This is a genomic window from Bordetella tumbae, from assembly GCF_965139195.1.
In the GTDB taxonomy this organism is placed as follows: domain Bacteria; phylum Pseudomonadota; class Gammaproteobacteria; order Burkholderiales; family Burkholderiaceae_B; genus Bordetella_A; species Bordetella_A tumbae.
Genome location: NZ_CBCSJH010000005.1, coordinates 141,119 through 167,531 on the forward strand (window position 1 = coordinate 141,119; position 26,413 = coordinate 167,531).

24 protein-coding genes are annotated in these 26,413 nt (G+C 58.8%); 15 read left to right on the forward strand and 9 right to left on the reverse strand.

The window, feature by feature from the left end; genetic code table 11:
- Positions 1 to 2 precede the first annotated feature (2 nt).
- From ACNA0J_RS08645 to ACNA0J_RS08665, 5 genes are read right to left on the reverse strand one after another with little or no spacing between them, the layout of a single operon-like run.
- Positions 3 to 713: an ABC transporter ATP-binding protein gene (locus tag ACNA0J_RS08645; protein WP_415818449.1), complete on the reverse strand. Its 711-nt coding sequence runs from the start codon at positions 711 to 713 to the stop codon at positions 3 to 5.
- Positions 700 to 1,419: an ABC transporter ATP-binding protein gene (locus ACNA0J_RS08650; RefSeq protein WP_415818451.1), complete on the reverse strand. Its 720-nt coding sequence runs from the start codon at positions 1,417 to 1,419 to the stop codon at positions 700 to 702. The genes ACNA0J_RS08645 and ACNA0J_RS08650 overlap by 14 nt, the downstream gene beginning before the upstream one ends.
- A complete protein-coding gene (locus ACNA0J_RS08655) occupies positions 1,406 to 2,407 on the reverse strand; it encodes a branched-chain amino acid ABC transporter permease (RefSeq protein WP_415818453.1) in 1,002 nt (333 codons plus the stop codon). The genes ACNA0J_RS08650 and ACNA0J_RS08655 overlap by 14 nt, the downstream gene beginning before the upstream one ends.
- Positions 2,404 to 3,288 (reverse strand): branched-chain amino acid ABC transporter permease, encoded by an 885-nt coding sequence (locus ACNA0J_RS08660; protein WP_415804095.1) that lies wholly within the window; start codon positions 3,286 to 3,288, stop codon positions 2,404 to 2,406. The genes ACNA0J_RS08655 and ACNA0J_RS08660 overlap by 4 nt, the downstream gene beginning before the upstream one ends.
- Before the next feature lie 40 nt (positions 3,289 to 3,328).
- Positions 3,329 to 5,062: an acetolactate synthase catalytic subunit gene (locus tag ACNA0J_RS08665; protein WP_415818455.1), complete on the reverse strand. Its 1,734-nt coding sequence runs from the start codon at positions 5,060 to 5,062 to the stop codon at positions 3,329 to 3,331.
- Positions 5,063 to 5,212: 150 nt separating this feature from the next.
- Here ACNA0J_RS08665 and ACNA0J_RS08670 point away from each other — a divergent pair, with 150 nt between their 5' ends.
- A complete protein-coding gene (locus ACNA0J_RS08670; protein ID WP_415818457.1) occupies positions 5,213 to 5,932 on the forward strand; it encodes a GntR family transcriptional regulator in 720 nt (239 codons plus the stop codon).
- A 22-nt stretch (positions 5,933 to 5,954) separates the two neighbouring features.
- Here the strand turns inward: ACNA0J_RS08670 and ACNA0J_RS08675 are convergent, their stop codons facing one another.
- The gene (locus ACNA0J_RS08675) at positions 5,955 to 6,707 is read right to left on the reverse strand and encodes a GntR family transcriptional regulator (RefSeq protein WP_415818459.1); all 753 of its coding nucleotides are present in this window, start codon (positions 6,705 to 6,707) and stop codon (positions 5,955 to 5,957) included.
- Positions 6,708 to 6,813: 106 nt separating this feature from the next.
- Here ACNA0J_RS08675 and ACNA0J_RS08680 point away from each other — a divergent pair, with 106 nt between their 5' ends.
- From ACNA0J_RS08680 to ACNA0J_RS08690, 3 genes are read left to right on the forward strand one after another with little or no spacing between them, the layout of a single operon-like run.
- On the forward strand, positions 6,814 to 8,169 hold the full coding sequence (locus ACNA0J_RS08680) for a class-II fumarase/aspartase family protein (protein WP_415818461.1): 1,356 nt from the start codon (positions 6,814 to 6,816) through the stop codon (positions 8,167 to 8,169).
- 39 nt (positions 8,170 to 8,208) lie between these two features.
- Complete coding sequence (locus tag ACNA0J_RS08685; protein WP_415818463.1) at positions 8,209 to 9,189, forward strand: Bug family tripartite tricarboxylate transporter substrate binding protein; 981 nt, start codon at positions 8,209 to 8,211, stop codon at positions 9,187 to 9,189.
- A gap of 12 nt (positions 9,190 to 9,201) precedes the next feature.
- The gene (locus ACNA0J_RS08690) at positions 9,202 to 10,707 is read left to right on the forward strand and encodes a fumarate hydratase (RefSeq protein ID WP_415818465.1); all 1,506 of its coding nucleotides are present in this window, start codon (positions 9,202 to 9,204) and stop codon (positions 10,705 to 10,707) included.
- 47 nt (positions 10,708 to 10,754) lie between these two features.
- Here the strand turns inward: ACNA0J_RS08690 and ACNA0J_RS08695 are convergent, their stop codons facing one another.
- The gene (locus tag ACNA0J_RS08695) at positions 10,755 to 11,693 is read right to left on the reverse strand and encodes a LysR family transcriptional regulator (RefSeq protein WP_415818598.1); all 939 of its coding nucleotides are present in this window, start codon (positions 11,691 to 11,693) and stop codon (positions 10,755 to 10,757) included.
- Positions 11,694 to 11,808: 115 nt separating this feature from the next.
- Between ACNA0J_RS08695 and ACNA0J_RS08700 the strand changes: the two genes are divergently transcribed.
- Genes ACNA0J_RS08700 through ACNA0J_RS08710 form a run of 3 tightly spaced genes read left to right on the forward strand, consistent with a single transcriptional unit; the run spans position 11,809 to position 14,464 of the window.
- Positions 11,809 to 12,747, forward strand: a complete 939-nt coding sequence (locus ACNA0J_RS08700) for a dihydrodipicolinate synthase family protein (RefSeq protein ID WP_415818467.1) — start codon at positions 11,809 to 11,811, stop codon at positions 12,745 to 12,747.
- A 39-nt stretch (positions 12,748 to 12,786) separates the two neighbouring features.
- On the forward strand, positions 12,787 to 13,752 hold the full coding sequence (locus ACNA0J_RS08705; protein ID WP_415818469.1) for a Bug family tripartite tricarboxylate transporter substrate binding protein: 966 nt from the start codon (positions 12,787 to 12,789) through the stop codon (positions 13,750 to 13,752).
- A gap of 7 nt (positions 13,753 to 13,759) precedes the next feature.
- Positions 13,760 to 14,464 carry an SDR family NAD(P)-dependent oxidoreductase gene (locus ACNA0J_RS08710; protein ID WP_415818471.1) on the forward strand — a complete coding sequence of 235 codons (705 nt, stop codon included), beginning with the start codon at positions 13,760 to 13,762 and terminating at the stop codon, positions 14,462 to 14,464.
- Between the two features lie 130 nt (positions 14,465 to 14,594).
- Here the strand turns inward: ACNA0J_RS08710 and ACNA0J_RS08715 are convergent, their stop codons facing one another.
- On the reverse strand, positions 14,595 to 15,389 hold the full coding sequence (locus tag ACNA0J_RS08715) for an IclR family transcriptional regulator (RefSeq protein WP_415818473.1): 795 nt from the start codon (positions 15,387 to 15,389) through the stop codon (positions 14,595 to 14,597).
- Positions 15,390 to 15,552: 163 nt separating this feature from the next.
- Here ACNA0J_RS08715 and ACNA0J_RS08720 point away from each other — a divergent pair, with 163 nt between their 5' ends.
- From ACNA0J_RS08720 to ACNA0J_RS08740, 5 genes are all read left to right on the forward strand, one after another.
- A complete protein-coding gene (locus tag ACNA0J_RS08720) occupies positions 15,553 to 17,121 on the forward strand; it encodes an acyl-CoA synthetase (protein ID WP_415818475.1) in 1,569 nt (522 codons plus the stop codon).
- Positions 17,122 to 17,141: 20 nt separating this feature from the next.
- The gene (locus tag ACNA0J_RS08725) at positions 17,142 to 18,287 is read left to right on the forward strand and encodes an FAS1-like dehydratase domain-containing protein (protein ID WP_415818477.1); all 1,146 of its coding nucleotides are present in this window, start codon (positions 17,142 to 17,144) and stop codon (positions 18,285 to 18,287) included.
- Positions 18,288 to 18,344: 57 nt separating this feature from the next.
- Positions 18,345 to 19,538, forward strand: a complete 1,194-nt coding sequence (locus ACNA0J_RS08730) for a CaiB/BaiF CoA transferase family protein (RefSeq protein ID WP_415818479.1) — start codon at positions 18,345 to 18,347, stop codon at positions 19,536 to 19,538.
- Positions 19,516 to 20,541, forward strand: a complete 1,026-nt coding sequence (locus tag ACNA0J_RS08735) for a Bug family tripartite tricarboxylate transporter substrate binding protein (RefSeq protein ID WP_415818481.1) — start codon at positions 19,516 to 19,518, stop codon at positions 20,539 to 20,541. The genes ACNA0J_RS08730 and ACNA0J_RS08735 overlap by 23 nt, the downstream gene beginning before the upstream one ends.
- 183 nt (positions 20,542 to 20,724) lie before the next feature.
- Positions 20,725 to 22,569 (forward strand): ABC transporter ATP-binding protein, encoded by a 1,845-nt coding sequence (locus tag ACNA0J_RS08740; protein ID WP_415818600.1) that lies wholly within the window; start codon positions 20,725 to 20,727, stop codon positions 22,567 to 22,569.
- On the opposite strand, the gene ACNA0J_RS08745 is transcribed toward ACNA0J_RS08740, so the two are convergent.
- Complete coding sequence (locus ACNA0J_RS08745; RefSeq protein ID WP_415818486.1) at positions 22,545 to 23,243, reverse strand: GntR family transcriptional regulator; 699 nt, start codon at positions 23,241 to 23,243, stop codon at positions 22,545 to 22,547. The two genes, ACNA0J_RS08740 and ACNA0J_RS08745, sit on opposite strands and share 25 nt — an antisense overlap.
- A 156-nt stretch (positions 23,244 to 23,399) precedes the next feature.
- On the opposite strand from ACNA0J_RS08745, the gene ACNA0J_RS08750 reads away from it, so the two are divergent.
- From ACNA0J_RS08750 to ACNA0J_RS08760, 3 genes are read left to right on the forward strand one after another with little or no spacing between them, the layout of a single operon-like run.
- Positions 23,400 to 24,146, forward strand: coding sequence for an SDR family NAD(P)-dependent oxidoreductase (locus ACNA0J_RS08750; RefSeq protein WP_415818489.1), 747 nt, complete (start codon positions 23,400 to 23,402; stop codon positions 24,144 to 24,146).
- Between the two features lie 10 nt (positions 24,147 to 24,156).
- Entirely contained in the window at positions 24,157 to 25,350 is a 1,194-nt protein-coding gene (locus ACNA0J_RS08755; RefSeq protein WP_415818491.1) for an acyl-CoA dehydrogenase family protein, read from the forward strand.
- A complete protein-coding gene (locus ACNA0J_RS08760; protein WP_415818493.1) occupies positions 25,343 to 26,410 on the forward strand; it encodes a phosphotransferase in 1,068 nt (355 codons plus the stop codon). Before ACNA0J_RS08755 ends, ACNA0J_RS08760 begins: the two co-directional genes overlap by 8 nt.
- Positions 26,411 to 26,413 lie beyond the last annotated feature (3 nt).

A 26,413-nucleotide genomic window follows, 5' to 3' on the forward strand; every position in this document is an offset into this window, starting at 1 on the left:
GACTACATGCCCAGATAGGCCTTTCTAACTTCTGGATTTCCCATTAGTTCATCGCTGCTGCCCGATAAAACGACCCGGCCATGCTTGATGACGTAGCCTCGATCGGCCGCCTTTATCGCCTGCCGTACGTTCTGCTCGACCAACAGCACGGTCGTACCCAACTGCCTGACCTGCGCAATGGCCTCGTACACCTTGGAGACGATGACAGGCGCCAGCCCAAGCGATACTTCGTCGACCATCAGCAATCTGGGCTTTGACATCAGGCCCCGGCCAATTGCACACATCTGTTGCTCGCCACCCGACAGCGTGCCGGCAAGCTGAGACTCGCGTTGTTTGAGCACGGGGAATAACTGAAATATCGTTTCCAGTGTGGCGTCGCGCTGGTCTCTCGCTCGCGGGCTGTAAGCGCCGAGTTCCAGATTTGTTCGCACAGATAATCTCGGAAATAGACGCCGTCCCTCAGGGACATACACCAGCCCCTGCTCGACCGCCTCGTGCGTCGCCAGGGGGGCCAAGCTTTTCCCCCCGAAGCTGAGGTCTCCACTGCTTGCCGGCATGAGCTTGGCGATCGTGCGCATCAACGTTGTCTTTCCTGCTCCGTTGGAGCCGACAATTGCCACGACTTCGCCTTCGTCGACATGCATATCGACGCCGAACAGAACTTCCGTATCGCCGTAGGAGGTGTGCACACCCTGTACTTCAAGCAACGGCATAGCCATCTCCCAGATACGAGCGGATGACCTCGGGCTGGCTCAGCACCTCACGTGGCAAGCCATCTGCGATCTTGCGCCCCTGGTCCAAGACAACCACCCGGTCGGCAATGTTCAACACGGCGTCGATATTGTGCTCGACCAGCACAATGGTCATACCACCTGCGCGCAGCTCTCGGATCATGTCGAGCAGTCCGTTCACCTCTGATAGATTCAGCCCCGCCATGACTTCATCGAGCAACAGTACGCGAGGCTCGGTGGCCAAGGCCCTGGCGATTTCCAGGCGCTTTTTCCCACTGATGGTCAATGCCGTGGAGGCGTGTGCTTCGCGCCCCGCCAAACCGACGCGTGCCAGCACATCCATGGCCTTTACGCGAGCTCGATGGATTGATGAGCCACGGCACAAGCCCGCGACCAACACGGTGTCGAGCACAGTCATCGAGGTAAAGAGCTGCGGGATCTGGTAGGTCCTGGCCAGGCCGGCCAGACACGTCGCGGCGCTGCCTTGATGAGGTAAATCGCGACCGTCGAATACGACCTCGCCGCCATCCCTGGGCATCGCGCCCGCAATCAAATTGAATAGCGTGGTTTTTCCTGCGCCGTTCGGCCCGATGAGCGCCACGATCTCGGCCTTGGCGACCGACAGGCTGACCTCGTTCACTGCAGTCAAGCCGCCAAACCGCTTCGATAGATTCTTAACCTCGAGCATGCTCGCCTCCGTGCCGGCGGCGCTTGGCGCTCCAGTCTTTCCAGGCCCCCACGACGCCCTGTGGCAACAGCATGACGATCAGCACCAATAACGCGCCGTATACCACCAGATGAGCGCCCGCTCCCGCCGAGCCCAACCAGTCTCTCAGGAACTCTTGCAACGGCATGGTGACCGCCGCGCCGAGCAACGGCCCCCAGAGCGTGCCTATCCCGCCTAATATGGACATCAACGCCAGATCGATGGAGATGGTCGTGTTGAATACGGTGCTGGGTTCGATATAAAGCACATACTGCGCCATCAATGTTCCGCCCAGCGACGTAAAGGCCGCGCTGATCAGAAATGCGATCAGCTTGTATCGCCGCAGATCTATACCCACGGCCTGCGCGGCGTCTTCGTTATCGCGCAGCGCTTGCAGATAGTAGCCAGCCCGGCTGCGAGACACGGCATAACAGACGGCGACGACGACCAGCAAAAATATGCCTGCCATCAACGCATAACTGCGTGGCTCGGAAAAAATCATGCGGGCGAAACCGGGCTTGTAGTCAATGCTGATACCGTACGGAATATCAGCAATGCGGCGGTACCACAACAACACAATGCGTACGGTTTCACCAACGGCGATCGTCGCCATCGCAAAAAACACACCACGTAGCCGGAACACGGGATACGAAATCAGGAAAGCCAGCGCCATCGAAATCGCCATACCCCCCAGCGCTCCTAGCCAGGGAGAAACACCTGCCATCGTGTAGAGCAGCGTCGAACTGTATGCCCCGATACCAAAGAACGCCGTATGCCCCAGAGAAAACTGCCCCGCATAGCCTCCAAGCAGATTCCAGGCCGAGGCCAAGCCTCCATATAGAAGAATGAGAAACAGCAGATTCAGATAGAACCTGTCCGCCACGATAAAAGGCAGGCCAATCGCAATGGCGACAAGAAAGACAGCGCCCAGCGCATCGCCACGACGGTAGTCAATGCGGTGTAAGGTCATTTGAGGCCCTCTTTCTCAGCACCGCCTACGCCAAATAGTCCGTTTGGTAAAAAGGCCAGCAACACAATCAACAGGACGAAATGCGTCGCCTCTTTCAAGTCGGGCTCCAGATATCCCACCAGCGTTTCGATCACCCCCAATATCAACCCGCCCGCGACCGTTCCGGCGACGTTGCCTAAACCACCCAGCACGACGGCGACAAACGAAATCAGCACAAAGCTCGATCCCACGGTCGGAAAGGCATAGAAACTGGGAACCAGAACCCCCCCCGCCAATACCGTCAGGCCAATACCGAGCGCGAACGCAATCGTCAGGACTTTATTGACATCGATGCCCACCAGCCGGGCAGCAGATAGATCCTGCGATACCGCCTCAATGGCGCGGCCGGTATAGGTGCGCTTCATGAAGAGCAGTGTGAGAACCATGGCCACGACGGCAAAGAGGAACGACACCAGACGTGTAGTACTGACATAGCCCCCCAGAAAGGGGATGGATTCCCAATCAGCCGTAAAGACCTTTACCGTCAGGAAATCCGCCGAAAACAACATCAGCGCGAGGTTCTGCAACACGATGGACAAGCCCAATGTGGCAAACACCTGCGTCATCTCGGTCTTGTAGATGGTGTAGCGAATCAAGCAGCGATAGAAAACCCAACCTATCGCCGCCCCGAACACGAGGATCACTGGCGCGCCCGCATATGGGTTCAATCCGGTCAGCTTCCACAGCCAATATGCCGCGTACATGCCGATCATCAAGAACTCGCCATGGGCGAAGTTGACCACCTTGGCCACGCCAAAGATCAGATTCAACCCCATCGCACCCAAGGCATAGACGCCGCCTAGCAGTACGCCAGAGATCAATAGTTGCAGAACCGTTTCCATTCACCCTCCGCAGTGGGGCACGCTTTTGCAGTGGATGAAATCAGTTGGACTCGTACCACGTCACCGGTGGAAAGGCATTGGGGTCGGTGATGACGTCGATGAGGGTCACCGTATCTGACGACATGGCTCGGTCCAAGGCGGCACCGAGATCCTCTGCCTTTTCCACACGGATGCCCTCGGCGCCTACCGCTCGGGCGATAGCAGCATGATCGACGGGGCTGAACTCGCAGGCGCTGGTGTATTCGCCGAACTTGATGTTTTCCGCATGCTTTTGATAGCCCAGAATCTGGTTGTTCAGTACGACCAGCACCACGGGAAGTTTCATCCGTACGGCGGTTTCGAGCTCGGCCCACGCATGGGCAAAACCTCCGTCACCGACGACGCAGAAAATCGGCGCCTGCGGCCGCGCCACGCGCACGCCCAACGCCATGGGGAATCCCCATCCCAGGCCTGCCAACCCACGAGGGGTAATGAACCGGCTGCCGGCTTTGCGCGCGCGCATATAGTTGGCAATCCAGATGGACGAGTAGCTGGCATCGGCGACCACGACCGATTCGGCTGTCAACCGCTTGTCGATTTCGCGCATGATGCGTTCCGGACGCATGGGCGCGGAGTCACTGCCTACGAGCGAGGCGACTTGTTCTTCGTGCTGTTCCCGGCCACGTTTGATCGCCGATTCGACCTCGGCGCGTGCTTGCTTTCTGGCTGAGGTGTCTATTGTGGCAAGCTGATCGCATAGCGCCTCCAAGGTGGTGCGCGCGTCCCCGATCAGCCGCAATGCCTCATAGTTTCGGCCGATTTCCTGGGCGTCCACATCGATGTGAATAAACCGCGCGCCCGACGGATAGAGTTTCCAGGAGTCGGTGCCATTCTGGTTGGTGCGATTCCCGACCAACAGCACGACGTCAGCATCCGAAATCAGGTGGCGCATGTATCGGGCAGAGCCGTTCTCACCCATAAAGTACGAAGCCACGCCGATCGACAACGGGTGTGTCTCATCCACGCCGCCCTTGCCCATCACGGTGGTCGCCACAGGCAGGCTGTACTGTTCCTGCAGGCGAGCCAAGGCCTGCGCTGCGCCTGATAAATGTACTCCACCGCCCGCAATCACTACCGGACTCTGCGCTGAAGCCAACAGCTCGGCCGCCTCTTTCAGCGCCTCACTATTGGGGAGAGAGCGGTCTAGCGGGAACTGCCCCAAATTCGCCTTGCGCTCAGCACTCGCCGGAGCCGGCTCCAGCAAAAAATCGGCCGGCAATAACAAAACCGCCGGACCAGGACGGCCGCCGCAGGCTGCCGTGAATGCCATGTCCAGATAGTCATCAATCCGATTGGGGTCGGTCACTCGCCTGACCCATTTTGTGACCGGACGGAACATCGATTCATGGTCCAGCTCCTGGAACGCGTTCTTGTCCGTCTGGTCTCTGGAGACCTCCTGGACCAAGGCAATGACGGGCACGGAAACCTTGAGAGCCTCGGCCAGCGGTGCCACCAGCAACGCAGCTGCCGGGCCGTTTTGCGCCGTCACGATGCCCACTTTGCCCGTGGCACGCGCATAGGCGTCGGCCATATAGCCGCCCGTATTTTCCTGGCGATAGGCGATCTGCTTGATCCCGAACTCCCGCCCAGCCAGATGCACCAGCGACGGCAGGCTTTGGCCAAACAGGCACGTCACGCCGTGCCGCTTCAGCCCCTCTGCCAGTCGATGCGCCACGGTGCCTTGATACAAAAGCCCGCGTGAAACCAATGCGTTGCTTGCCGCCGATGCCGCCATGAGAGTTGTCTCCGAGTCAGTGTTGTGATGTTTTTTTAAGTATTTTATAAAATATAATTTACGTCAACACCTCTTTCAAATTTTCGTCGAGCAGCCTGAGTACCCCGTGTGGATGTGGTATGAAGCAGTACTGACAAGACAACCCACCCTATGCGACTAGTCGATCCCACCTCCCCCTCGGACCAGCCAGACAGTCTGTCCGCGGCCCGAATCAGCCACTCGAACCTGTCATCAAAGGTCTATCAAGCATTACGATCGTCGTTGGCGATCGGGGAATTGATGCCGGGCCAGAAACTGACCGGCCGGATGCTCTCTGAAAGGCTGGGCGTCAGCCAGACACCCGTGCGCGAAGCCATGTTGCAGTTGGTGGCGGAGCGGGCATTGACGATGAACATCAATCGTTCCGTCACCGTGCCGACGCTTTCACGCGAGAAGTTCGTGGAACTGCGCGACATGCGCGTCGCGCTAGAGGGCTTGGCGGCTCGCTGCGCCGCAGAGCACGTCCAGGCGCAGCACATCACCGCACTCAAAGCCCTGCACAAGAAAATGATTGCGGCCAAGCGAGAGGGTCAATACTCGACCACCTTGCGGTTAAATCGGGAAATTCACTTCGGCGTATACGAACTGAGCCAACGCGAAGAACTCGTGGCGATGATCGAATCGCTGTGGGTGCGCACCGGCCCCTACCTGAATCTGATTTACAAAGACGTTGATCCCAACGCAATTGAACCGCATGAACACGAGGCCTTGTTTTCAGCGCTGAAGGCCCGCGACCCGCAGGCGTGCGAGGCCAGCATCGTGCGCGACATTATCGAAGGCGGGCGGCCTATTCTCGACCATCTTGTCACAACGACCAACGCCGACGGTTAACAGACGGGCTTGGCAATTGCCTTCACTGCTCTCGAATCAGCGTCGTCGAAAACTCATACCGTCCTGCAGGATGATAGGAACACGACGCTTCGACCAATTGACCAGCCTGATCCTTGTACTGCCGGCGGATCAACAGGCCAGGAGAATCTACCGGCACTTCAAGTTCCTTTGCGACCGGCGCTGGAATCGCGACTGCCGAAATCGTTTGCTCGACTGAAGCAATGCGGCGGCCGTAATGCTCTTCGATCAACTCCGACACCAGTCGATCTGGATGTTCACGGGCCAGCTTGCGCACGCCCTTGTAGTGAGTATCGACATACAAATCCGTCCACGCCACCGGCGGAGCTCCGTCGACACCGCGAGTCGACGAAAACTTCAACCACCGTGTCCCGGGCCCCACGCCCAAGTATGCGGCTAGTTCAACGTCCACCACGACTTCCTGAACCTGCTTGATCGTGCGTGGACTGCGCACCGCCAGTTGGACAAGATCCTCCAGCGAACTCAGCGACTGGCTGAAGCCGGCCTTCGGTCTAGCCGCAATCACCACCGTTCCACTGCCGCGGCGGCGCGCGATCAAGCCCAGATCCTGTAACTGGCGCAACGCGGCACGCACCGTATGGCGGCTGGCGTCAAACTGCTCCGTCAAGGTGTGCTCGGCAGGCAGCACCGTACCCACGGGATACACGCCATTTGCGATCAACCGTGCGAGTTCTTCTGAGATGCGGGTGTACAGCGTAATTGACATGGCGTAGGGGAAATCGGCGACAACCTCCATTCTATCTGTTGCCCTGGATGCCGCCCCGCTACGGGTAATTCCCGATATTGACGCGAAAAATCCCACCTGCTTAAATGTACGTACAACTTTTTATGAGCGTACATTTATGCCAGTCTCCGTCCTCGAATCCGCCCTGTTCAAAGACATGTTCGGCACCAACGCGATGCGCGCGGTGTTCGACGATGCCGCCACCGTACGGCGCTACGTGGAAACCGAAGTCGCGCTGGCCCGCGTGCAAGGCCGGCTAGGCGTCATTCCCGCGCAGGCCGCCGACGCGATTGCTGCGCGCGCGGACGCGGCGGCCATCGATATGGAAGAGCTGCGCATCGAGACCGAAATCGTCGGCTATCCCATCTTGCCGCTCGTACACCAGTTGTCGCGGATATGTGGCGCCGAAGGCGAATACCTGCATTGGGGCGCCACCACCCAAGACATCATGGATACGGCCACCGTGCTGCAGGTGCGTGATGCGCTGGAGATCATCGACGCCGACCTGGCCGCGCTGGACGACATACTGGACAAGCTCGCGCTGCAATATCGCGACACGCCGATGGCGGGCCGCACGCATCTGCAACACGCTCTGCCCATCACCTTCGGCTACAAGGCCGCCGTGTGGCTGTTAATGGTGCGCCGTCATCGCGAACGCCTCGCGCAATTGCGCCCACGCGTGTTGATCGGCCAATTTGGCGGTGCCGCCGGCACACTGGCTTCGCTCGGAGACCTGGGCCTGGCCGTACATGCAGCGCTCATGCAAGAACTGGGCCTCGGGGCAACGCCCATCACGTGGCATGTCGCCCGAGACGGCCTGGCAGAAACCGTGCAGTTTCTGGCGCTGGTCGCCGGATCGTTGGGCAAGATTGCTGTCGACATCATGTTGATGATGACCAACGAATTCAGCGAAGCCTTTGAACCGTTTGTGAAAGGCCGTGGCGCATCCAGCACGATGCCGCAAAAACGCAATCCGATTTCTTGCGAACTCATGTGGAGCGCCTCCAAAACCGTGCGTCAACATGCCGGACTCGCCTTGGACGCGATGTTGCAAGATTTCGAACGCGCGACAGGCCCGTGGCATATCGAATGGTCCGCCGTACCCGAAGCGTTCGTCTTGACCGCTGGCGCGCTGCATCAGGCGAAATTCATGCTGGGCGGTCTGGAGGTCGACACTGCACGCATGGCGAGCAACCTGGATATTTCCGGCGGTCTCATTGTGGCTGAAGCCGTCATGATGGGCCTGGCCCCGCATATCGGCCGCCAGACGGCGCATGACGTGGTCTATGACGCCTGCCGTTTTGCCGCGACTTCACGCCGCCGCTTGGCTGATGTCCTGAAAGAGGATGCCCGCGTCACCGAGCGGCTGGACGGTACGGCAATTGAACGCCTGTGCGACCCCGCCAACTATCTGGGCGCTGCGCCCGCCATGGTGGATCGCATGCGCGCCTATTCACTCTCAGGGCGAGCGTAAGCATTCGCCTCCACCACACATAACAGGACGGAGACACGCATGAAAAACTTGATAGCTGCACTCACCATCGCCGGGGCATTCGCCCTGCCGATGTCATCCCAAGCACAAGACAACTATCCCAATCGGGCCATCACCTGGATCGTGCCCTTTGCCGCGGGCGGGCCCACGGACGCGATGGCGCGCAACGTCGCCAATCGCGTTTCCCAGGAGCTGGGGCAGACCATTCTGGTCGAGAACGTCGGCGGCGCAGGAGGCACGATAGGCGCCACCAAAGCCGCCAAATCAGCGCCGGACGGCTATACATTCCTGGTCGGTCACATCGGCTATATGGCGGCAGCCCCTGCCCTCTATTCAAGCTTGCCTTACGATCCGGTCAAAGATTTCAAGGCGGTGTTTCGATTCCCCGACACCCCGTTGGTGTTGTTGGTAGGCGCGTCCTCGCCCTACCAATCCGTGTCCGACCTGGTCGCCTATGGCAAACAACACCCCGGGAAACTGAACTTCAGCAATGCAGGCGTAGGGTCCACCTCGCACTTGGTGGCAGCGATGTTCGCCAGCCAGGCCGCAATAGAGATCACCCCTATCGCCTACAAAGGCGCCGGCCCCGCATTGAACGATCTGATGGGCAACCAAGTCGATGCCATGTTCGATCAGACCAATACCGCCTTGCCGCAAACCAAGGGCGGCAAAGTGCGGGCACTGGGCCTGACCTCGCCGGACCGCATGGCGCAGTTTCCCGATGTGCCTACGATAGGAGAAAAGGCAATTCCCAAATTCGAGGTCGCGACCTGGTTTGGTCTATATGCACCGAAGGGCACACCGGATCAAGTCGTACAGACCTTGTATCAAGCATGGCAGAAGGCCGTGCAAGACAAAGACTTCACCAGCAAGATGAGCGATCAAGGCATCAAATTGCTGCCACCCGAACAATATGCTCCCGCGGCATTCCAGCAGTTCACCGCCGACGAAGGCAAACGCTGGGCCGCTGTCATCAAACAAGCCGGCATCACCCTGCAATAAGGGGAAAACAGCATGCGCCGCGTGTCCGCAACCGATATCGAAACCAGCATTGCTGACGCCTTGCAAGCGATCAGCTACACCCATCCCGCGGATTTCGTGCAAGCCCTGAAGACAGCGCATGCGACGGAAAGCAAGGCCCCTGCACGCCACGCACTGCTGCAATTGCTGATCAACAGCAAGCTCAGTGCGCAAGCTCGCCGGCCCGTCTGTCAGGATACTGGGGTTGCGCATGTCTACGTGACCATGGGCATGGATGTCCGCATCTACCACGATGAATCGGGCCCCACGCCCAGTCTGCAAAGCATTGCCAATCGCGCCGTCGCTCGCGCCTATGGCTGTCCGGCAAATCCATTGCGGGCGTCGATGATCCAGGACCCGCTCGGAACACGCCGCAACACGCGGGACAACACTCCCGCCATTGTCCAAGTGGAGCTCGTCGAAGGCGATGCATTGACGCTCACCGTCGTCGCCAAAGGTGGTGGCGGTGACGTCAAAACGCGCTACGCCATGCTCAATCCCAGCGATTCCGTGGCGGACTGGGTAGTGTCCCAGCTACCCGGCATGGGCGCAGGATGGTGCCCGCCCGGCGTACTGGGCTTAGGTATTGGCGGTACACCCGAACAAGCCGTATCGATGGCAAAGCGCGCATTGTTCACTCCCATCGACATGCAAGACCTGCTCAAGCGGGGCGCACGTGACGCCGAGGAGCAACTCAGGATAGAGGTCTTTCAGCGCGTCAACGCACTGGGCATCGGCGCGCAAGGCCTGGGCGGCGACACTACGGTCCTGGACGTCAAGGTCGCTACTTCGGCCTCGCATGCGGCACTCCTGCCCGTCGCCCTCGTACCAAACTGCGCGGCGACGCGTTTTGTTTCCTTTGAAATGCCCGACAATGGTCCTGCGCGCGTGCCGCAAACGGATTCCCATGTCTGGGATGGCATCCCCGATGCACTACCCGGCCAAGAAGGCAAACGCGTTGATCTCAACACCCTGACGCCGAGCGATGTCGCGCAGTGGGCAGCAGGCGAGACACTCTTGTTGTCGGGCAAACTCCTGACCGGACGCGATGCGGCACACAAGCGCATGGTGGACCTGCTCGCTAAAGGACTGCCCTTGCCGGTGCCACTGCGCAACCGTGCGCTCTATTATGTCGGCCCCGTGGATCCCATCGACGGAGAAGCCGTCGGTCCGGCAGGTCCCACCACCGCCACCCGCATGGACAAATTCATGCCGCGGCTATTGGCCGAAACCGGATTGCTCGTGACCATAGGCAAGGCGGAGCGCGGCCCTGTTGCGATAGATGCCATCAAGACAAACGGTGCCGCCTACCTGAGTGCGGTGGGTGGCGCCGCCTATCTCGTGGCGCGCGCGATCCGTGCGGCGCGTGTCGTCGCCTTCAAAGACCTTGGCATGGAGGCGATCTATGAATTCGAGGTGCGCGATATGCCCGTTACGGTGGCGATCGACGCCAGGGGCGAACGCGTTCACACCGTTTTCCCGCTGAAGGCCGTTAGCTGAGACGTTGAAATCTGCTGTGCGGTGCAGTCAAAGGAGACAGTGCCCGCTCAATTTTCAGCGCTCGCCAACTGCCATACTTTCTCCGCAGCTGGCGCCATTTCAAAGGGCTGTCGATACAGGCGAATATCCACGGGAACATACGCCGAGGATGGCGCAGCAGCGACCAATTCACCTTGCTCCAGTTCCCGGCGAATGAGGCTTTCGGGCAGCCACGCCACACCACGGCCGGCTTGAACCATGGACTTGAGCAACAAGGCATGATGCGCCGTGAACACGACAGACGCCCCAGGATGTGCAATCGCCTCTGAGCTGCCCCCGAACCATTGGCGCATCTCCGCGCGCAATATTCGTCCCAACCCAGCACCTTCGCTATAGGCCAGCAAAGGGGGAACACACGTTGCGTCCAGGTTATATCGGGCCTGCCCTTGCTCATCGGGTGCAGATACCGGCATCAAGACGTCTTGTGTCAGGATCAATTTCGGGTAATTTGCCTCATCCAATCGATTGACCATCCGGGCATGGCCATGGCAGAGCATGAATTGCACCCGGCGCTGCAGCATGGCGTCTTCGCAAGTCTGCGCGCTATCAGACATGGTCTGAATCGACCCGAGGTGCAGCTGTCCCTCCAGGCGGCTCAACCAGGACGGGAAAAACGTCAATGACAGCACGTGCGTCGCCGCAAACCGCAGGCTGGCGGCGGCCACGTCATGCGCAATCTGTGCCTTGATGCGCGCGGCCTGCAGGCTGGCGAGGATATCCTCCAGCAGCGGATGAAAACGCTTGCCCGCCGCCGTCAGTGCGGCAGGATGCGCACTGCGATCGAACAGATCCACCCCCACCCATTCCTCGAGCGCCCGAATATGCCGGCTGAACGCGGGTTGTGCAATGCGGCGAGCCTCGGCCGCCCGCGAGAAATTGCCGCATTCTGCCAGGGCCAGAAAGTCTTCTAGCCATTCGAGATCGAGAGGTCGGTTTCCGGGGCCCATCTTTGCGGTGAATAGTTCTATGCGATTCGAGTATTGGACGGACGGCAGGCGGATGAGAAACCATAGCGGCATTGGAGTTCGGATCGGAACTCGCTATCTACACCCGGAGACGACTATGCCTTCCATTAATAATTATCGGGGAATCATACCTGCTATTTCCTGCCCTTTTACACCCGATCATCGTATCGACGAGCCTGCCCTGCGCAAGCTCGCTTCCTGGCTCGCCGGCCATGAGGGCGTCGTTGCCGTCATGACCAACGGCCATACCGGCGAAGTCTTCGCGCTGACGCCGCACGAACGAGCCGATGTCACCCGTATCGTCGCCGACGAACTGAAAGGCAAAATCCCCGTCATTTCGTCGATCGTGTGCGAAGGTCTCGCCGATGCCGCAGACCATGCCCGTGCCGCCAAAGAAGCGGGCGCGGCCGCGCTGGACGTCATGCCGCCGCATCATTGGCTGCGCTTTGGATTCACCTCGGGCCATGCGCTGCAGTATTTCGAGGCGATTCACAATGCTGCACCGGATCTCGACCTGGTCTGCCATGTCTATCCGGCCTGGACGCGCGCCTCGTACTCGTCTCAGTTATTGGCGGATCTGGCTCGTCTGCCCTATGTGCAGGCATTCAAGGTCGGCCAGCGTGACATGAACAAGTATGCCCGCGACATTCAGGCCATCCGCGAGGCCAATGCCAGCAAGGCCATTCTGACCTGCCACGATGAATATCTGCTCGCGTCGATGGTCCAGGGCGTGGATGGTGCACTGGTCGGCTTTGCCACCTTTATCCCGCAACTGATCATCGATCTGTGGAATGCCGTCAAGGCAGGAGATCTCAAGAAGGCGGTAGAGATCCAGGCCATCATCACCCCCCTGAAAGACGCCGTCTATGGCGGCGGCGAGCCCACAGGCGAAGCCCATGCGCGCATGAAGGGCGGCATGTATCTCGCCGGCGTCATCGACGATGCCACTGTGCGCCCGCCCACCGAGGCGCCTTCCGCAGGCGAACTCGACGCATTGCGTGCCGCGGTCAAACAGGCGGGACTACTCGCACGCTGACAACGTAGCGGCCAACAGATAACAAGGAGGAAGACAATCATGCACATCAAGACCTTGCTCAGCGCGTGCGTCACGGCAGTGACTCTGGCGGTGTCTGCTCAAGCCAGCGCAGCAGACTATCCCACCCGCCCGATACGTATGATCATTCCCTTTCCACCCGGCGGCACGCTGGATATTGTTGGCCGTATGCTCGCGGAAAAACTGGGCACGCAGATGGGTCAATCCATCGTTGTGGAAAATCGCCCCGGCGGCAACGGCATCATTGGCGGCGACGCAGTTGCCCGCGCGACACCCGACGGCTATACCCTGTTGTTCAGCGCGTCGACCTTTACCACGACGCAAATGACAATGAAGTCCGTTCCCTATCGGGTCGAAAAGGATTTCACTCCCATTGCGTTGGTCGCAAAGGCCCCGCTTTCCGTGGCCATCAATAAAGACCTGCCCATTACTGACATCAAGTCGCTCATCAGCTATGCGCAGGCCAACCCCGGCAAAATGACCTTTGCCGTGGGATCCATAGGATCAGCCGGCCATCTGGCCACCGAATCGCTCAAGCGGGCCGGTCATCTGGAGTATTTGACGGTGCCCTACAAAGGGACTGCCCCGGCATTCAACGACCTGATCGGCGGACAGATCAATGGCTTCATTGATCCCATTCTAGGATCACTGCAGTATCACAGGACAGGCATGCTCCGGGTCATCGCCGTCACATCCTCAGAACGCGCAAGCAGTTTGCCTGATGTACCGACGGTCGCAGAAACAATCCCTGGTTACGCGTTCTACAGTTGGTATGGGCTATGGGGCCCGGCCAATCTACCCGCGGAGGTCACCGAGCGTTTGAATAAGGAAGTCAACATTGCGTTGGCCTCCGATATGCGAGCCAAGCTCACTGAACAAGGCCTGATGTTCCAACCGGGCTTGGTCGCCGATTTCGCCAACTTTCAACGCGAGGAGATGGCGCAAGCACAAAAAATTGTGACCGAGGCCAATATCCGTGCGCAATGATAAACATGTGAACGATGATGCTCCGCAAAAACACGCCGTCGTGACCGGCGCCAGCGCGGGAATCGGACGAGCGATCGCCGAGTTTCTGTTGCGGGCCGGCTGGCGTGTGACGGGGATGGACCGCACAGCACCGACACTGGAGTCCGAACACTTCCGCGCCGTCACGGCCGACCTAGGCATCGGCGCTGACGTCGAAAGCATAGCCGCCCAACTGGTTGATGCCGATGCCTTGGTGCATGCAGCAGGCGTGCTGCGTGTGGGACGCATCGGTGTGTTGGATCGCCACGCCGGCGAGCTGATGTGGCGTATTCACGTCGACGCTGCCAGCATATTGTGCAATACCATCCTGCCAGCCATGGCGGACCGTCGTGACGGCAGGGTCGTATTCATCGGCAGCCGCATCGCGCAAGGCATGCCGGGCCGCGGTCAGTACGCCGCAACCAAGGCCGCGTTGATTGCACTATCGCGCAGTTGGGCGGCAGAGGTCGCCGCACAGGACGTCACGGTCAACGTGGTTTCGCCTGCTGCCACCGCGACAGGTATGGTGAATGATCCGGCGCGATCTGCCAGCTCAGCGCAACTGCCGCCGATTGGCAGGTTGATCGAACCTGCTGAAATTGCACAATTGGTTGGCTATCTGCTGTCTCCGGCGGCCGCCGCGATTACCGGGCAGGATATAAGCATCTGTGGAGGCGCATCGCTACAGCGTTAAATGGCACATTGGCCGAGACTTCTTCAACACGGCCTGACCGCTAGCGATCAGATCTGATCCCACAGATACTTCCCCTCGTACAAACACGAGGCTGTTTGTCGTACACAGCCCACCACCGCCGTTGACATATTCAGGCCCTCCCAGCCAGCAATGCCGACAAGGTTTCGGCCTCGTTTTGCAGGTCTTTCGCCAACGCCTGTGCCTTGGCCGCTACCAACTGATTCGACAACGCTGCAGCAACGAGGGAATGCGAGAGCCTGCCCTGTCCATTGAATACCGGGACAGCAACGACAGTCACCCCGTCGATATAGTTTCCACGATCGATGCTGTAGCCCTTCTTTCTCACATTCTCAACATCTTTACGCCAGGCGTCGATATCAGGCGGCTGATCCCAGCGCAAGGCCTTAAAACGACGTTCAACATCAGCCTCATCCATGCTGGTGTAGGCCGCGACCAATCTTCCTGTTGCGCTGATCAGCGCAGGAAATCTGCTGCCTACATCGACATGCAAGCGAAACGGTGCATGGGAACGGGAAAGCGCCAATACCACCATATGGTCCTGGCCTGTGATCTCGACACCGATCGCGGTGACATTTGCCTCGTTGGATAAGCGATCCAGCACAGGCTGAGCCAATGCGGGAAAAGGGCTGCTCTCGATCACGCTGCGGGCCAATGTCAGCATGCCTACGTCCAGGCTATATCGCTTGCTGCCCACATCGACCTTGACCAGTCCCTCGCTTACCAGCGCCCGCAAGATATGCAGACACGTGCTGGTGACCATTCCGAGCTCTTCAGAAATGGTCTTGAGCGTCATCGGATCGCCTCCGCGCCCGAGTAACCGCAAAATCGCAAAAGCCCGCGTCACCGCGGGTACTTCCCGGATACGCGGCCCCGCTTTGGCCGCAACGTCAGGTGCATCGTTCATACGTGTGTCTCCGTCTATGGCGCTAAGGATACGACGCTTTCGTCGCCTTGGTTTCCTTAACGCATCGATCATAATTGTACTAATACAATCAATAAACGTAATTGACAATTTATTTATCGCTGCGTAAAGTGAACTCCAACAAGAACGAGGAGATAAGGACGTCATGACAAAGTTGACGGAGTACCTCACGTACGCAGATGCGCAAGCGCATTGCTCGCCGGAAAAGCTATGGGAACTGTTCGACGGCGATAGCGAATACATGAACATTGCGCACGAGTGCGTTGATCGCCATGCCAAGAGCGGCCGCCATGCGGTGATCCTGGTTAAGGCCAATGGCGAAGACGAAATCCTGGGATTCGACGAACTCTCTCGCGACGCATCGCGCTTTGCACATGCCTTGGTGGCGCGCGGCGTTCAACCTGGTGACCGGGTTGCCGTCATGCTGGAACCCTCGCGCGAGTTCTATGTATCGCTATTTGGCACGATCAAGATGGGGGCGATCGCCGTCCCCTTGTTCACCCTTTTTGGCCCGGACGGAATTCGTCTACGCATTGAAGACTGCTTGCCCCGTCTACTGATCACCCACGCGGAAAAGGCCCCTCAGGTACCAAGCCTGCCGAATCTGGATGTGATCGTGACGGGCGAACGCTTCCTGAGCGACCTGGTCGGCTACCCCGACCATTTCCAATGCCAAAGCCGTGCCGACGATCTCGCGATCTTTCAGTACACCTCGGGTACAACACGAGAGTTGCCTGATGCAGTCAAGCACACGCATCGTGCCATCGTCACACTCATGTTGGCAGCACTATACGGCAGCGGGATCCGCCCGGGCGACCGGTTTATGTGCCCGTCCTCGCCCGCGTGGGGGCATGGTTTGTGGCACGGCACGCTGGCACCGCTGGCCCTGGGCGTCACGATCGGGGCGTATAGCGGAAAATATCACGCCGAGCGACTGCTCAAGGCTCTGCAGGATCATCGTTTCAATAATCTATCGGCGGCAGCCACACATTACCGCATGATGCGAAATGCGGGTGTCGCGACGCACTATGAATACTATTTGGACAAGCTTTCCTTTACCGGCGAGCCTATTGACAGCGAGACCGCAGAGTTTGTCGCCAGCGTATTCGGGCATCCGGCCGGCAGCATGTATGGCACCACCGAAATCGGTGTCTGCCTCGTCAATTATCCCGGCGCTCCGGATTTCCAGATCAAACCAGGATCCCTTGGCAAGCCCGTACCAGGCTTACGTGTAGAGGTGCAAGACGCCAATGGCGTTCCATGTCCGGCAGGTGTTACCGGAGAGCTCAAGCTTTGGCGGCGAGGCGACTGGGTCGCCACCAAAGACCTGGGCCGCATCGACGAGGATGGCTATTTCTGGCATGGAGGACGTGCTGACGACGTCATTATTTCTGCAGGATGGACGATGAGCGCGGTCGAAATCGAAGACGCCATTCTCAAACATCCTGACGTCATTGAAGCCGCCGCGATTGGTGTACCCGACACATTGCGTGGCCAGGTGGTCAAGGCATTCGTTGTCACCCGACGTCCCGGTGACGAGATATTCACCCAGGAAATCCAAGACACGGTACGCACACAGCTCAGTCAACACGAATATCCGCGTCAAGTTGTTTTCGTGACGGAGCTGCCCAAGACTCCCGCTGGAAAGATTCATCGCAAAAAACTGCGCGAACAAGAGATCGCCAACCTCGCCGCGGCCACTGCCGTGCAATGACAATCAGAACCGGAGACATCATGTTGACCCAAACTCAAACGCAAAGAAGCTTTCCCAAAATCACCGAGCAAGGGCTGGAAGAGCTACGTCAACGTATCGGCGTAAAAATCGGCTTTACCGCCGAACCTTGGTGCTACGAGGCCACCCGAGACAATATCCGCCATTACGCGCATGGCATTGGTGACGACAATCCTCTATGGTGCGACCCAGCGTACGCCGCCGAGACTCGTTACGGCGGCATCATCGCCCTGCCCAGCTTTTTATTCTCGACCAGCCGTATCGTGTCAGGCTATGTAGGAGGACTGCCAGGGGTACATGCGATGTGGTCCGGCGCAGACTGGACCTGGCACAACCCCATACGCCGTAATGACGTGATCTCCACCGAGGCCTATCTGAAAGACCTCATCGAACACGAGACCCGTTTTGCCGGACGCGCAGTACAGCAGATTTATCACGTCGACTTCTTTAACCAGGCAGGCGACAAGCTCGCCGAAGCCGATAGCTGGTGCTTTCGCACCGAGCGTGATCACGCCCGTGAACAAGGCAGCAAATACAAAGAAGTCCGTGCACGCGAGCCACGCCGCTACAGCGAAGAAGAAATCCGCGAGGCTTATAAACTCTATGCCCAGGAAGAAATTCGCGGCTCAAACACGCGCTACTGGGACGACGTCACAGAAGGGGAAAGCCTCCCCACCCTATTCAAGGGCCCCATGACAGTGACCGGTTTCATTGCCTACGCGCAAGGTTGGGGTGGGCTGTATATTCGCGCAAACAAGCTGGCATGGCAGCTCATCGATGCCCACCCCGGTGTCGGCATCACCAATCGATTTGGTATTCCCGATGTGCCGGAACGGGTGCACTGGGAAGAAGACTTCGCCCTGGAGGTCGGTGCTCCAGGTGCCTATGACTATGGCCCAGAACGAAACTCGTGGCTCACTCACCATCTGACCAATTGGATGGGCGATGATGGCTTTCTACGTAAATCTTATTGCAAGATCCGCCGTCATAATCCCGAGGGCGACATGCTGTTCTTTACAGGCAAGGTCAAGCGTAAATATGTCGAAGAGGGCCGGCATCTCGTTGAAATCGAGCAGGAGGCTCGAAATCAGGACAACGAACTGTCAGTGTTGGGGACAGGCGTAGTGGAACTCCCCTCTCGCGGCTAACCACCGCCCCACAGAGCCCGGTCAACGGCCGGGCTCGCTGCATGTGAGGTAACGATCATGCTAGATCATCATCACAAGGGCTCAATGAGTGGCCTTAGGGTGATAGACGTATCCAGGGTATTGGCAGGACCATTGTGCACCCAGATGTTGGCAGATAACGGCGCGGACGTTATCAAGGTCGAGCCACCTGCGGGCGATGAAACACGGACGTTAGGGCCTCCTTTCGACGGCAGCGGCACTGCCGCCTATTTCAATGCCGTCAATCGAGGCAAGCGTGCCTTGGCGCTCGATCTGGCCCAGCCAGAAGGACGTGACGTCTTGCTGCGGCTGCTAGAGAATGCAGACGTGCTGGTCGAGAACTTCTTGCCAGGCACCATGACGCGCTGGCAACTCGACTACGACACAGTTCTCTCCGAGAAATTCCCCCGCCTGATTTATTGCTCTATCTCCGGCTTTGGTGACAAAGGTCCTATGGGCGGCATGCCTGGTTACGACGCCATTTTGCAGGCGATGTGCGGCTTGATGAGTATTAACGGAGAGCCCGAGTCCGGCCCTACGCGCATCGGCATTCCGATCGTTGACCATTTGACCGCCTACACCGCTATGACGGGAATACTGATGGCACTGGTAGAACGCGGCATCAGCAATCGGGGCCAACGCGTCGAAGCGACGCTATTCGATACCGCCTTGAGCCTGCTTGTCCCGCACGCAGCCAACTGGATGTATTCAGGCAAAACGCCACAGCTTCTGGGTAGCGCCCACCCGAATATCGCCCCTTACGACAAATACCACTGCAAGAATGGGCCGGTATTTCTGGGCATACTCAACGACCGGCAGTTTCGTCGATTTTGCGATTACCTTGAACTGACCGAACTGATCGCTGATCGGCGTTTTGCCAGCAATGCCGCCCGGCTTTCTCATCGTAGTGCGCTGACTACCGCCATCGACCGTGCACTGGCAAACAAAGATCGTCACACGCTGTGCCGAGAGCTGATGCAACTGGGCGTGCCTATCGGCCCTATCAACAGCGTGCCAGAAGCGTTCGAGCAGGCCCAGGCGGCTACCGCAAGAATCGACCGTAATGGTTATCACGGCGTCGGCCTGCCTAACCACTTATGCCGTACGCCTGGTTTGCCGGGCAGCCCACCTCCTCGATTCGCTCAACACGCCGACGAAATCTTGCTCGAGAGCGGCTTTGACCTCGAACACATAGCGCGATTACGGGCACTTGGCGTTTTACCCGCCCCCTAAGAAATCAGACATAGCAAAAAAACAGCAACACCTCATCCACCTGGAGACAAAGATGAAAAGATTGTTTGCTGCAGTAATGCTGTCCCTCAGCCAATTCGCCGTCGCCGCATCCTACCCGGAGAAACCAGTACGCATTATCGTGCCGTATCAAGCAGGTCAAGGCACCGATGTCGCCACGCGTTTGCTGGCCGAGCACTTGACCAAAGAGCTTGGCCAACCCTTCGTTGTCGAGAACCGCCCCGGCGCCGGAGGCAACATCGGTGCTGCCGAAGCGGCACGCTCCACCCCTGACGGATATACCATCCTTATGGGGACAAACGGCACCCACGTGCTCAACTCGTACCTTTACAGCAGCGTGCCGTTCAATCCCGAAAGCGACTTCGATCCTGTAATTCTGGTCAGCACCTTTCCAATGGTTCTGCTGACCTCGCCAGAGTCGCCATATACCAGCATTAGAACGCTACTGCAGACCGCCAAAGCCAAACCCGACCGTATTGATGTAGGCCTGCCCAGCACCACGGCACGCTTGGTACTGGAACTCCTTGAAAAACAGACAGGCACAAGCATTACCGGGATCCCTTATAAAGGCTCCAGTACCGTCATAACGGACCTCATCGGCGGCCGCGTTGCTCTCGCCATTGATACCGTCAGTGCATCTCGCTCTTTGATAGACGGCGGCAAAATAAAGCCTCTCGCGGTCACGTCGCTCAAGCCGTCGGCACTCTTGCCCGGCGTACCCTCCGTCGCGAGCGAAGGGGTGGACGGCTTTCAGGTGATCGCATGGAATGGCATATACGCGCCTCATGGGACACCACCGGCCAACGTCAAAACGCTCAACCAGGCATTGACCAAAATCCTCAAACGGCCTGACGTTCAAAAACGCCTACTCGAACTCGGCCATGAGCCTGCCGGCGGTTCATCCCGCGCACTCGCCGAATTTGCCCAGAGCGAACGCCAGAAATGGGCACCCGTCATCGAAGCAGCGGGGTTAAAAGCGAACTGATTTTTTAGCCGAGAATCATCCTGGAAAGCAGTGACTCACGAGCACAGCAGGAAAAGCGCACACGATCAAGTCCCTCCTGGTGGCTCATAGGTCGTGCGGCCTGATATCTCCACCATGTTGACGATCAAGCAGAACAAGCATCGAATGTCGTAAAGTCTCCTTTTCCCTGTATTACCGGAGGCTATCTTGCCCCGCCCGATTGAAAATCTGCTTGATCCCTTTCCCGCCGAATCCCCCGCCATCGCTCCCAAGGGGCTGTTGCCGTTTCTGTGGGCGTGCTCGAAGGGGGCCCGTGGTTATCTCGCCCTGCTGGCTCTGTTCAGCGCCAGCGTCTCGATCTATGAGGCCTGGTTATTTGCCTTTCTCGGTCAGGTCGTGGATTTTCTGGCCGATTGGCAGACGGATGCGATATCCGCCGAAGAGACGCGCGTACTATGGAGCATCGGTATCGTACTGGTCGCCAGTATCGCGCTGGTTGCCGTACGCACCGTCATCCAACATCAAGTATTGGCTATCAATCTGCCACTGAGGCTGCGCTGGAATTTTCACCGGCTGATGCTGCAGCAAAGCCTGTCGTTCTTTGCGGACGAGTTTGCCGGACGAGTCACGACCAAGGTCATGCAGACCGCTCTCGCCGTGCGCGAGGTGCTGTTTACGTTTTCCGAGATAGTGCTGGGCATCGGCATTTATTTTGTGACGATCATCGCGCTGGCGGGAGGGTTTGATAGCCGGCTGATGATCCCATTTCTCGTCTGGATCGTCCTGTACGGACTCACGATGCGATATTTCATCCCCCGACTGGGCAAGGTATCGCAGGAACAGGCCCACGCGCGCTCGTCCATGACGGGCCGTGTGACAGATGCGTATTCCAACATCATCACTGTTAAATTGTTTTCGCATACGAATCGCGAGGCGCATTTCGCGCGCGCAGCGATGGAGGATTTCAAGAACACGGGATACAGCCAGATGCGGCTGGTCAGCCAGTTCGAGATTATCAATCAGGCGTTGGTGGTCGGATTGATTCTTTCTGCTGGCGGCTATGCCCTGCAACTATGGCATGCCGGAGCGGTCGGCCCGGGAGCGGTGGCCGCCCTGACGGCGATGGCCTTGCGGGTCAACGGCATGTCGCATTGGATCATGTGGCAGATGACCTCGCTCTTTGAGGCCATCGGCACCGTGCAGGATGGCATCGGGACGTTTTCCCGCAAGGTCAAAGTCCAGGATCAACCCGGCGCGCCAGCGCTGCAGATCACCAAGGGCGAAGTCGTATTCGATCAGATCTCGTTCAACTACAGCGGCAACCGTCAGGTTCTGGATGGCCTGAGCCTGACCGTGAAACCAGGCGAGAAAATCGGTCTTGTCGGCCGTTCGGGTGCAGGCAAGTCCACGCTCGTCAATCTGCTGCTGCGCTTTTACGATGTCGATGCAGGCCGCATCTGCATTGATGGACAAAACATCGCTCATGTCACACAGGACAGCTTGCGGCAAGCCATCGGCATGGTCACCCAAGACACGTCATTGCTCCATCGCAGTATTCGCGACAACATCGCCTATGGATTGCCCGAGGCCAGCGACGCGGACATACAAGCGGCGGCCATGCATGCCCAGGCCGACGACTTCATTCAGCGCCTGAACGATCCGCAGGGCCGCACAGGCTACGACACGCAGGTCGGCGAGCGCGGAGCGAAGCTGTCTGGCGGACAGCGTCAACGCATCGCGATTGCGCGGGTCATGCTCAAGAATGCCCCGATCCTGTTACTGGACGAAGCCACCAGCGCCCTCGACTCGGAAGTCGAAGCCGCAATTCAGGAAAGCTTGAGCGAAATGATGCAAGGCAAGACGGTCATTGCAATCGCACACCGCTTGTCCACGATCGCAGCGATGGACCGGCTGATCGTGATGGACCAAGGGCGCATCATCGAACAAGGCACTCACGCTGAGCTGCTGCTGCAAAATGGCGTCTACGCCAACCTGTGGCAGCACCAGAGCGGCGGCTTTCTGGGTCAGGACGACCTGCCTGCGGCATAGGCGGTCTGAATCGTCGTGCGCACATGGTTCACGTGCGCACTGGCCGCCGCCTCAGCGTGATCCGGCTTGGCATCCAATACCGCCAAGGCAATGCGCCGATAATCGTCAAGGCGCATTTTCTGCAGGCTGGGCAGGCGATGCTGGGCGTGTACCACCGGCATCAGAATCGTGGGAAACAGGCGCTTGAGCTCCAGGTTTCCTCCCATATCCAGCAATACCCGATAAAACCGCCGGCGGGCGCGGGCAAAGGCAATACTGTCCTGCGTCTGATCGGCCTGCGCCAACTGCTGCAAGGTCTCTTGCAACGAGGCGCGGGCAGACGGCTCGCCAACACCTCGAACCGCCGTGCGCGCCAACAGGCCCAGCATGCGCTCGGCCACATCCAGCACATCCAGCGTTTCCTGCTGGCTCAGCGATCGTATCGCCGCCCCCTTGTGCCGCGAGAGCTCGATGACCCCCTCTGCCGCCAGCCGCTGCAAGGCTTCGCGCACTGAATTGCGCCCCACCCCGAAATGTGCGGCCAGATCGACCTCGACCAAGCGCTGGCCCGGTACCAGAGCGTGCGCCTCAAGCTCGCGCAAAATGCCCTGAAACACCACATCGGAGGCGCTTTTGGCTTTCTGTTGTAGCGACGGCGAATCACCGGTTTCAGCAATCAGGGCAGATGGGCTCATAAGCAAAGTTCCAGGCACATAAAAATAAAGGTCTGGTCACGCCAGAAAAATCATCCTACAATTTTATGGAACAATTTTACTCTACGGATGAAAATATTGCCCTGCCCCACCAAGAACATGGCGGCAGGGCCAATAGGACCAGAGGAGACCAACGCAATGGCGTCATCACTATCCGTCGCGAACAAACGGGTGCTCATCACGGGCGCCTCCAGCGGTCTGGGACAGCACTTTGCCAGGACCTTGGCCGCCCAGGGCGCGCAACTGATCCTCGCGGCCCGGCGGCTGGATCGATTGCAGGCCTTCGCCGACACCCTGTCGTGCAGCGTAGCGCCGCTGTGCCTGCCCTTTGATGTCACGGATGCCGCCAGCCATACCGAGCTGGTCAAGCAAATCGACACACTGGATGTGCTGATCAATAACGCCGGCATCGTGCGGGAAAGTGCTGCAGCCACGCACAGTTCAGAGGACTGGGATGCCGTGCTGGACACCAACCTCAAGGGGATGTTTTTTCTGGCCCAATCCCTGCTGCCCGCGCTGCAGGCCAATGGTGGCAGCATCATCAATGTGGCCTCCATCCTGGGCCTGCGCCAAGCAGGCGGCATCGTGTCGTACGCCGTGTCCAAGGCCGGCGTCATCCAGCTGAGCAAGACGCTGGCGCTGGAATGGGCGCGCTATGGCGTTCGCGTCAACGCCCTGGCGCCCGGCTATATCGAGACCGAGATCAACGCCGATTTTTGGCAATCCGACGCAGGTAAAGCGTTGATCAAACGTATTCCGCAACGGCGTCTAGGCCAACTCGAGGATCTCGATGGCCCCTTGCTGCTCTTGTGCAGCGACGCGTCACGCTACATGACAGGCTCGGTGCTCGTGGTCGACGGCGGCCATCTGGTCAATACGCTTTGAGGAAACAGGCATGTACACCCCCTACCCCAGTGAACGCAGCCGCGAAGTCGGCGAGCGCGTCGAGGCGTTTGTGCGTAACGTCGTCGTGCCCTATGAGAACGATCCGCGCCGCACCGCACATGGCCCGACACAGGAGCTCGTCGAAGAACTGCGTGCCAAGGCTCGCGCTGCTGGCGTCATGACGCCGCATATCCTGTCCGATGGCAGCCACATGACGCAGTTGGAAACCGCTGCCGTGCTCAAGCGCTCAGGCCTGTCACCCCTGGGACCCATAGCGGTCAACACCATGGCGCCAGACGAAGGCAATATGTTTTTGCTGGGCAAAGTCGCCACCCCGGCGCAAAAGGCCAAGTACCTGGACCGGCTGGTCAGTGGACACGCACGTTCGGCCTTTTACATGACCGAACCTGCGGTGGATGGTGGCGCGGGATCCGATCCCTCGATGCTGCAGACGACCGCCGTTCAACAAGGCAATAACTGGATCATCAATGGACGCAAGATGTTCATCACCGGTGCAGAAGGCGCCGAGGTCGGCATCGTGATGGCACGCAGCAATACCGGCGACAAAGTCCAGGCCACGATGTTTCTGGTCAAACTACCCCATCCCGCCATTCGTATCGAACGCATCCTCGATACCATCGACAGCTCGATGCCCGGCGGCCACGCCCTGATCGTCATCGATAACCTCATCGTTCCACAGGAAGACGTTCTCGGCGAGGTGCACGAGGGTTTTCGCTACGCGCAGATCCGCCTGTCTCCGGCCCGTCTGTCGCACTGCATGCGTTGGTTCGGTGGCGCTGCGCGCGCGCACGAGATCGCAACCGCCTATGCGGTCAAACGCAAAGCCTTCGGCAAACCGCTGATTGACCACGAAGGTGTGGGCTTCATGCTGGCCGACAACTTGATCGATCTGCAACAAGCCGCTTTGATGATCGACTGGTGCGCGGGCGTGCTGGATTCCGGATCTCAAGCCACCACTGAAAGCTCCATGGCAAAGGTCGCTGTCTCCGACGCATTATTTCGCGTCGCGGACCGTTGCGTGCAAGTCATGGGCGGCACCGGTGTCTCGCGCGACACGATTGTCGAGCAGATATTCCGTGAAGTCCGCGCGTTCCGCATCTATGACGGCCCGACCGAGGTCCACAAATGGTCGCTGGCGAAAAAGATGAAACGCGATGCGTTGCACGGAGGTGCGCATGGCTAAAGCGACTGGAAATTTCGCTGGTACCGCGGCTGTCCGGCCCGAGCATCGCATTGACCAGGCTGCTTTAGAGGCCTGGATGCAAGCCAACGTCGAGGGATACCAGGGACCACTGACGATAGACCAGTTCAAAGGCGGGCAATCCAACCCGACCTATCGCCTGCAGACACCGACCCGCAACTATGTACTGCGACGCAAACCGCCGGGCGTATTACTAAAAGGCGCTCACGCCGTAGAACGCGAAGCCCGCGTGATGAGTGCACTAGGTACCGTGGGTTTCGCAGTGCCGCGGATCTATGGCCTGTGCACAGATGACAGCGTCATCGGCAGCTGGTTCTTTGTCATGGACATGGTGGAGGGCCGCGTATTCTGGGACGCCAGCTTTGCCGACGTCGCACGTGAAGCACGCGCACAGTACATGGACGCCATGAACGCCACCCTGGCGACGCTGCACCAAATCGACTATACCGCTATCGGCCTGGGTGACTATGGCCGGCCGGGGGGTTACGTCAAACGCCAGATCGACCGCTGGTCCAAGCAGTATCTCGAAGATGATCTCGCGGGCCGTCATCCGGCGATGGACCAACTCGTCCAATGGCTGCCCAAACATCTGCCCGATACCGAGGACGTCACCATCACGCACGGCGACTTTCGGGCAGACAACATGATTTTCCATCCAACAGAACCCAAGGTACTTGCGGTGCTGGATTGGGAACTGTCCACCTTGGGTGATCCTCTTGCGGATTTTGCATATCACGCCATGATGTTCCGCATGCCTCCAGACATATTGGGCGGAATCGGGGGGCTGGACCTGCAGGCCTCGGGGTTGCCCGATGAACAGGCCTATGTGCGGGCCTATTGTGAACGTACAGGGCGCGCGGGGATTCCTGACCTGGATTTTTACGTCGTCTTCAACATGTTCCGCTTTGCCGCCATCCTGCACGGGATCAAGGGCCGCGTGCTGCGGGGAACCGCAGCCAGCGCGGATGCAGAGGCGATGGGAAATCGGTTTACGAGAGTCGCCGATATCGCGTGGGAACAGGTAAGGACCCGAATCGCCTGACCG

Coding starts and splice junctions, on each gene's coding strand:
- ACNA0J_RS08720 (WP_415818475.1), top strand. CDS start 15,553: ATGACAAAGTTGACGGAGTACCTCACGTACGCAGATGCGCAAGCGCAT.
- ACNA0J_RS08645 (WP_415818449.1), bottom strand. CDS start 713: ATGCCGTTGCTTGAAGTACAGGGTGTGCACACCTCCTACGGCGATACG.
- ACNA0J_RS08655 (WP_415818453.1), bottom strand. CDS start 2,407: ATGACCTTACACCGCATTGACTACCGTCGTGGCGATGCGCTGGGCGCT.
- ACNA0J_RS08705 (WP_415818469.1), top strand. CDS start 12,787: ATGCACATCAAGACCTTGCTCAGCGCGTGCGTCACGGCAGTGACTCTG.
- ACNA0J_RS08665 (WP_415818455.1), bottom strand. CDS start 5,062: ATGGCGGCATCGGCGGCAAGCAACGCATTGGTTTCACGCGGGCTTTTG.
- ACNA0J_RS08760 (WP_415818493.1), top strand. CDS start 25,343: ATGGCTAAAGCGACTGGAAATTTCGCTGGTACCGCGGCTGTCCGGCCC.
- ACNA0J_RS08715 (WP_415818473.1), bottom strand. CDS start 15,389: ATGAACGATGCACCTGACGTTGCGGCCAAAGCGGGGCCGCGTATCCGG.
- ACNA0J_RS08745 (WP_415818486.1), bottom strand. CDS start 23,243: ATGAGCCCATCTGCCCTGATTGCTGAAACCGGTGATTCGCCGTCGCTA.
- ACNA0J_RS08755 (WP_415818491.1), top strand. CDS start 24,157: ATGTACACCCCCTACCCCAGTGAACGCAGCCGCGAAGTCGGCGAGCGC.
- ACNA0J_RS08670 (WP_415818457.1), top strand. CDS start 5,213: ATGCGACTAGTCGATCCCACCTCCCCCTCGGACCAGCCAGACAGTCTG.
- ACNA0J_RS08730 (WP_415818479.1), top strand. CDS start 18,345: ATGCTAGATCATCATCACAAGGGCTCAATGAGTGGCCTTAGGGTGATA.
- ACNA0J_RS08675 (WP_415818459.1), bottom strand. CDS start 6,707: ATGGAGGTTGTCGCCGATTTCCCCTACGCCATGTCAATTACGCTGTAC.
- ACNA0J_RS08650 (WP_415818451.1), bottom strand. CDS start 1,419: ATGCTCGAGGTTAAGAATCTATCGAAGCGGTTTGGCGGCTTGACTGCA.
- ACNA0J_RS08680 (WP_415818461.1), top strand. CDS start 6,814: ATGCCAGTCTCCGTCCTCGAATCCGCCCTGTTCAAAGACATGTTCGGC.
- ACNA0J_RS08690 (WP_415818465.1), top strand. CDS start 9,202: ATGCGCCGCGTGTCCGCAACCGATATCGAAACCAGCATTGCTGACGCC.
- ACNA0J_RS08725 (WP_415818477.1), top strand. CDS start 17,142: ATGTTGACCCAAACTCAAACGCAAAGAAGCTTTCCCAAAATCACCGAG.
- ACNA0J_RS08750 (WP_415818489.1), top strand. CDS start 23,400: ATGGCGTCATCACTATCCGTCGCGAACAAACGGGTGCTCATCACGGGC.
- ACNA0J_RS08695 (WP_415818598.1), bottom strand. CDS start 11,693: ATGGGCCCCGGAAACCGACCTCTCGATCTCGAATGGCTAGAAGACTTT.
- ACNA0J_RS08685 (WP_415818463.1), top strand. CDS start 8,209: ATGAAAAACTTGATAGCTGCACTCACCATCGCCGGGGCATTCGCCCTG.
- ACNA0J_RS08660 (WP_415804095.1), bottom strand. CDS start 3,288: ATGGAAACGGTTCTGCAACTATTGATCTCTGGCGTACTGCTAGGCGGC.
- ACNA0J_RS08700 (WP_415818467.1), top strand. CDS start 11,809: ATGCCTTCCATTAATAATTATCGGGGAATCATACCTGCTATTTCCTGC.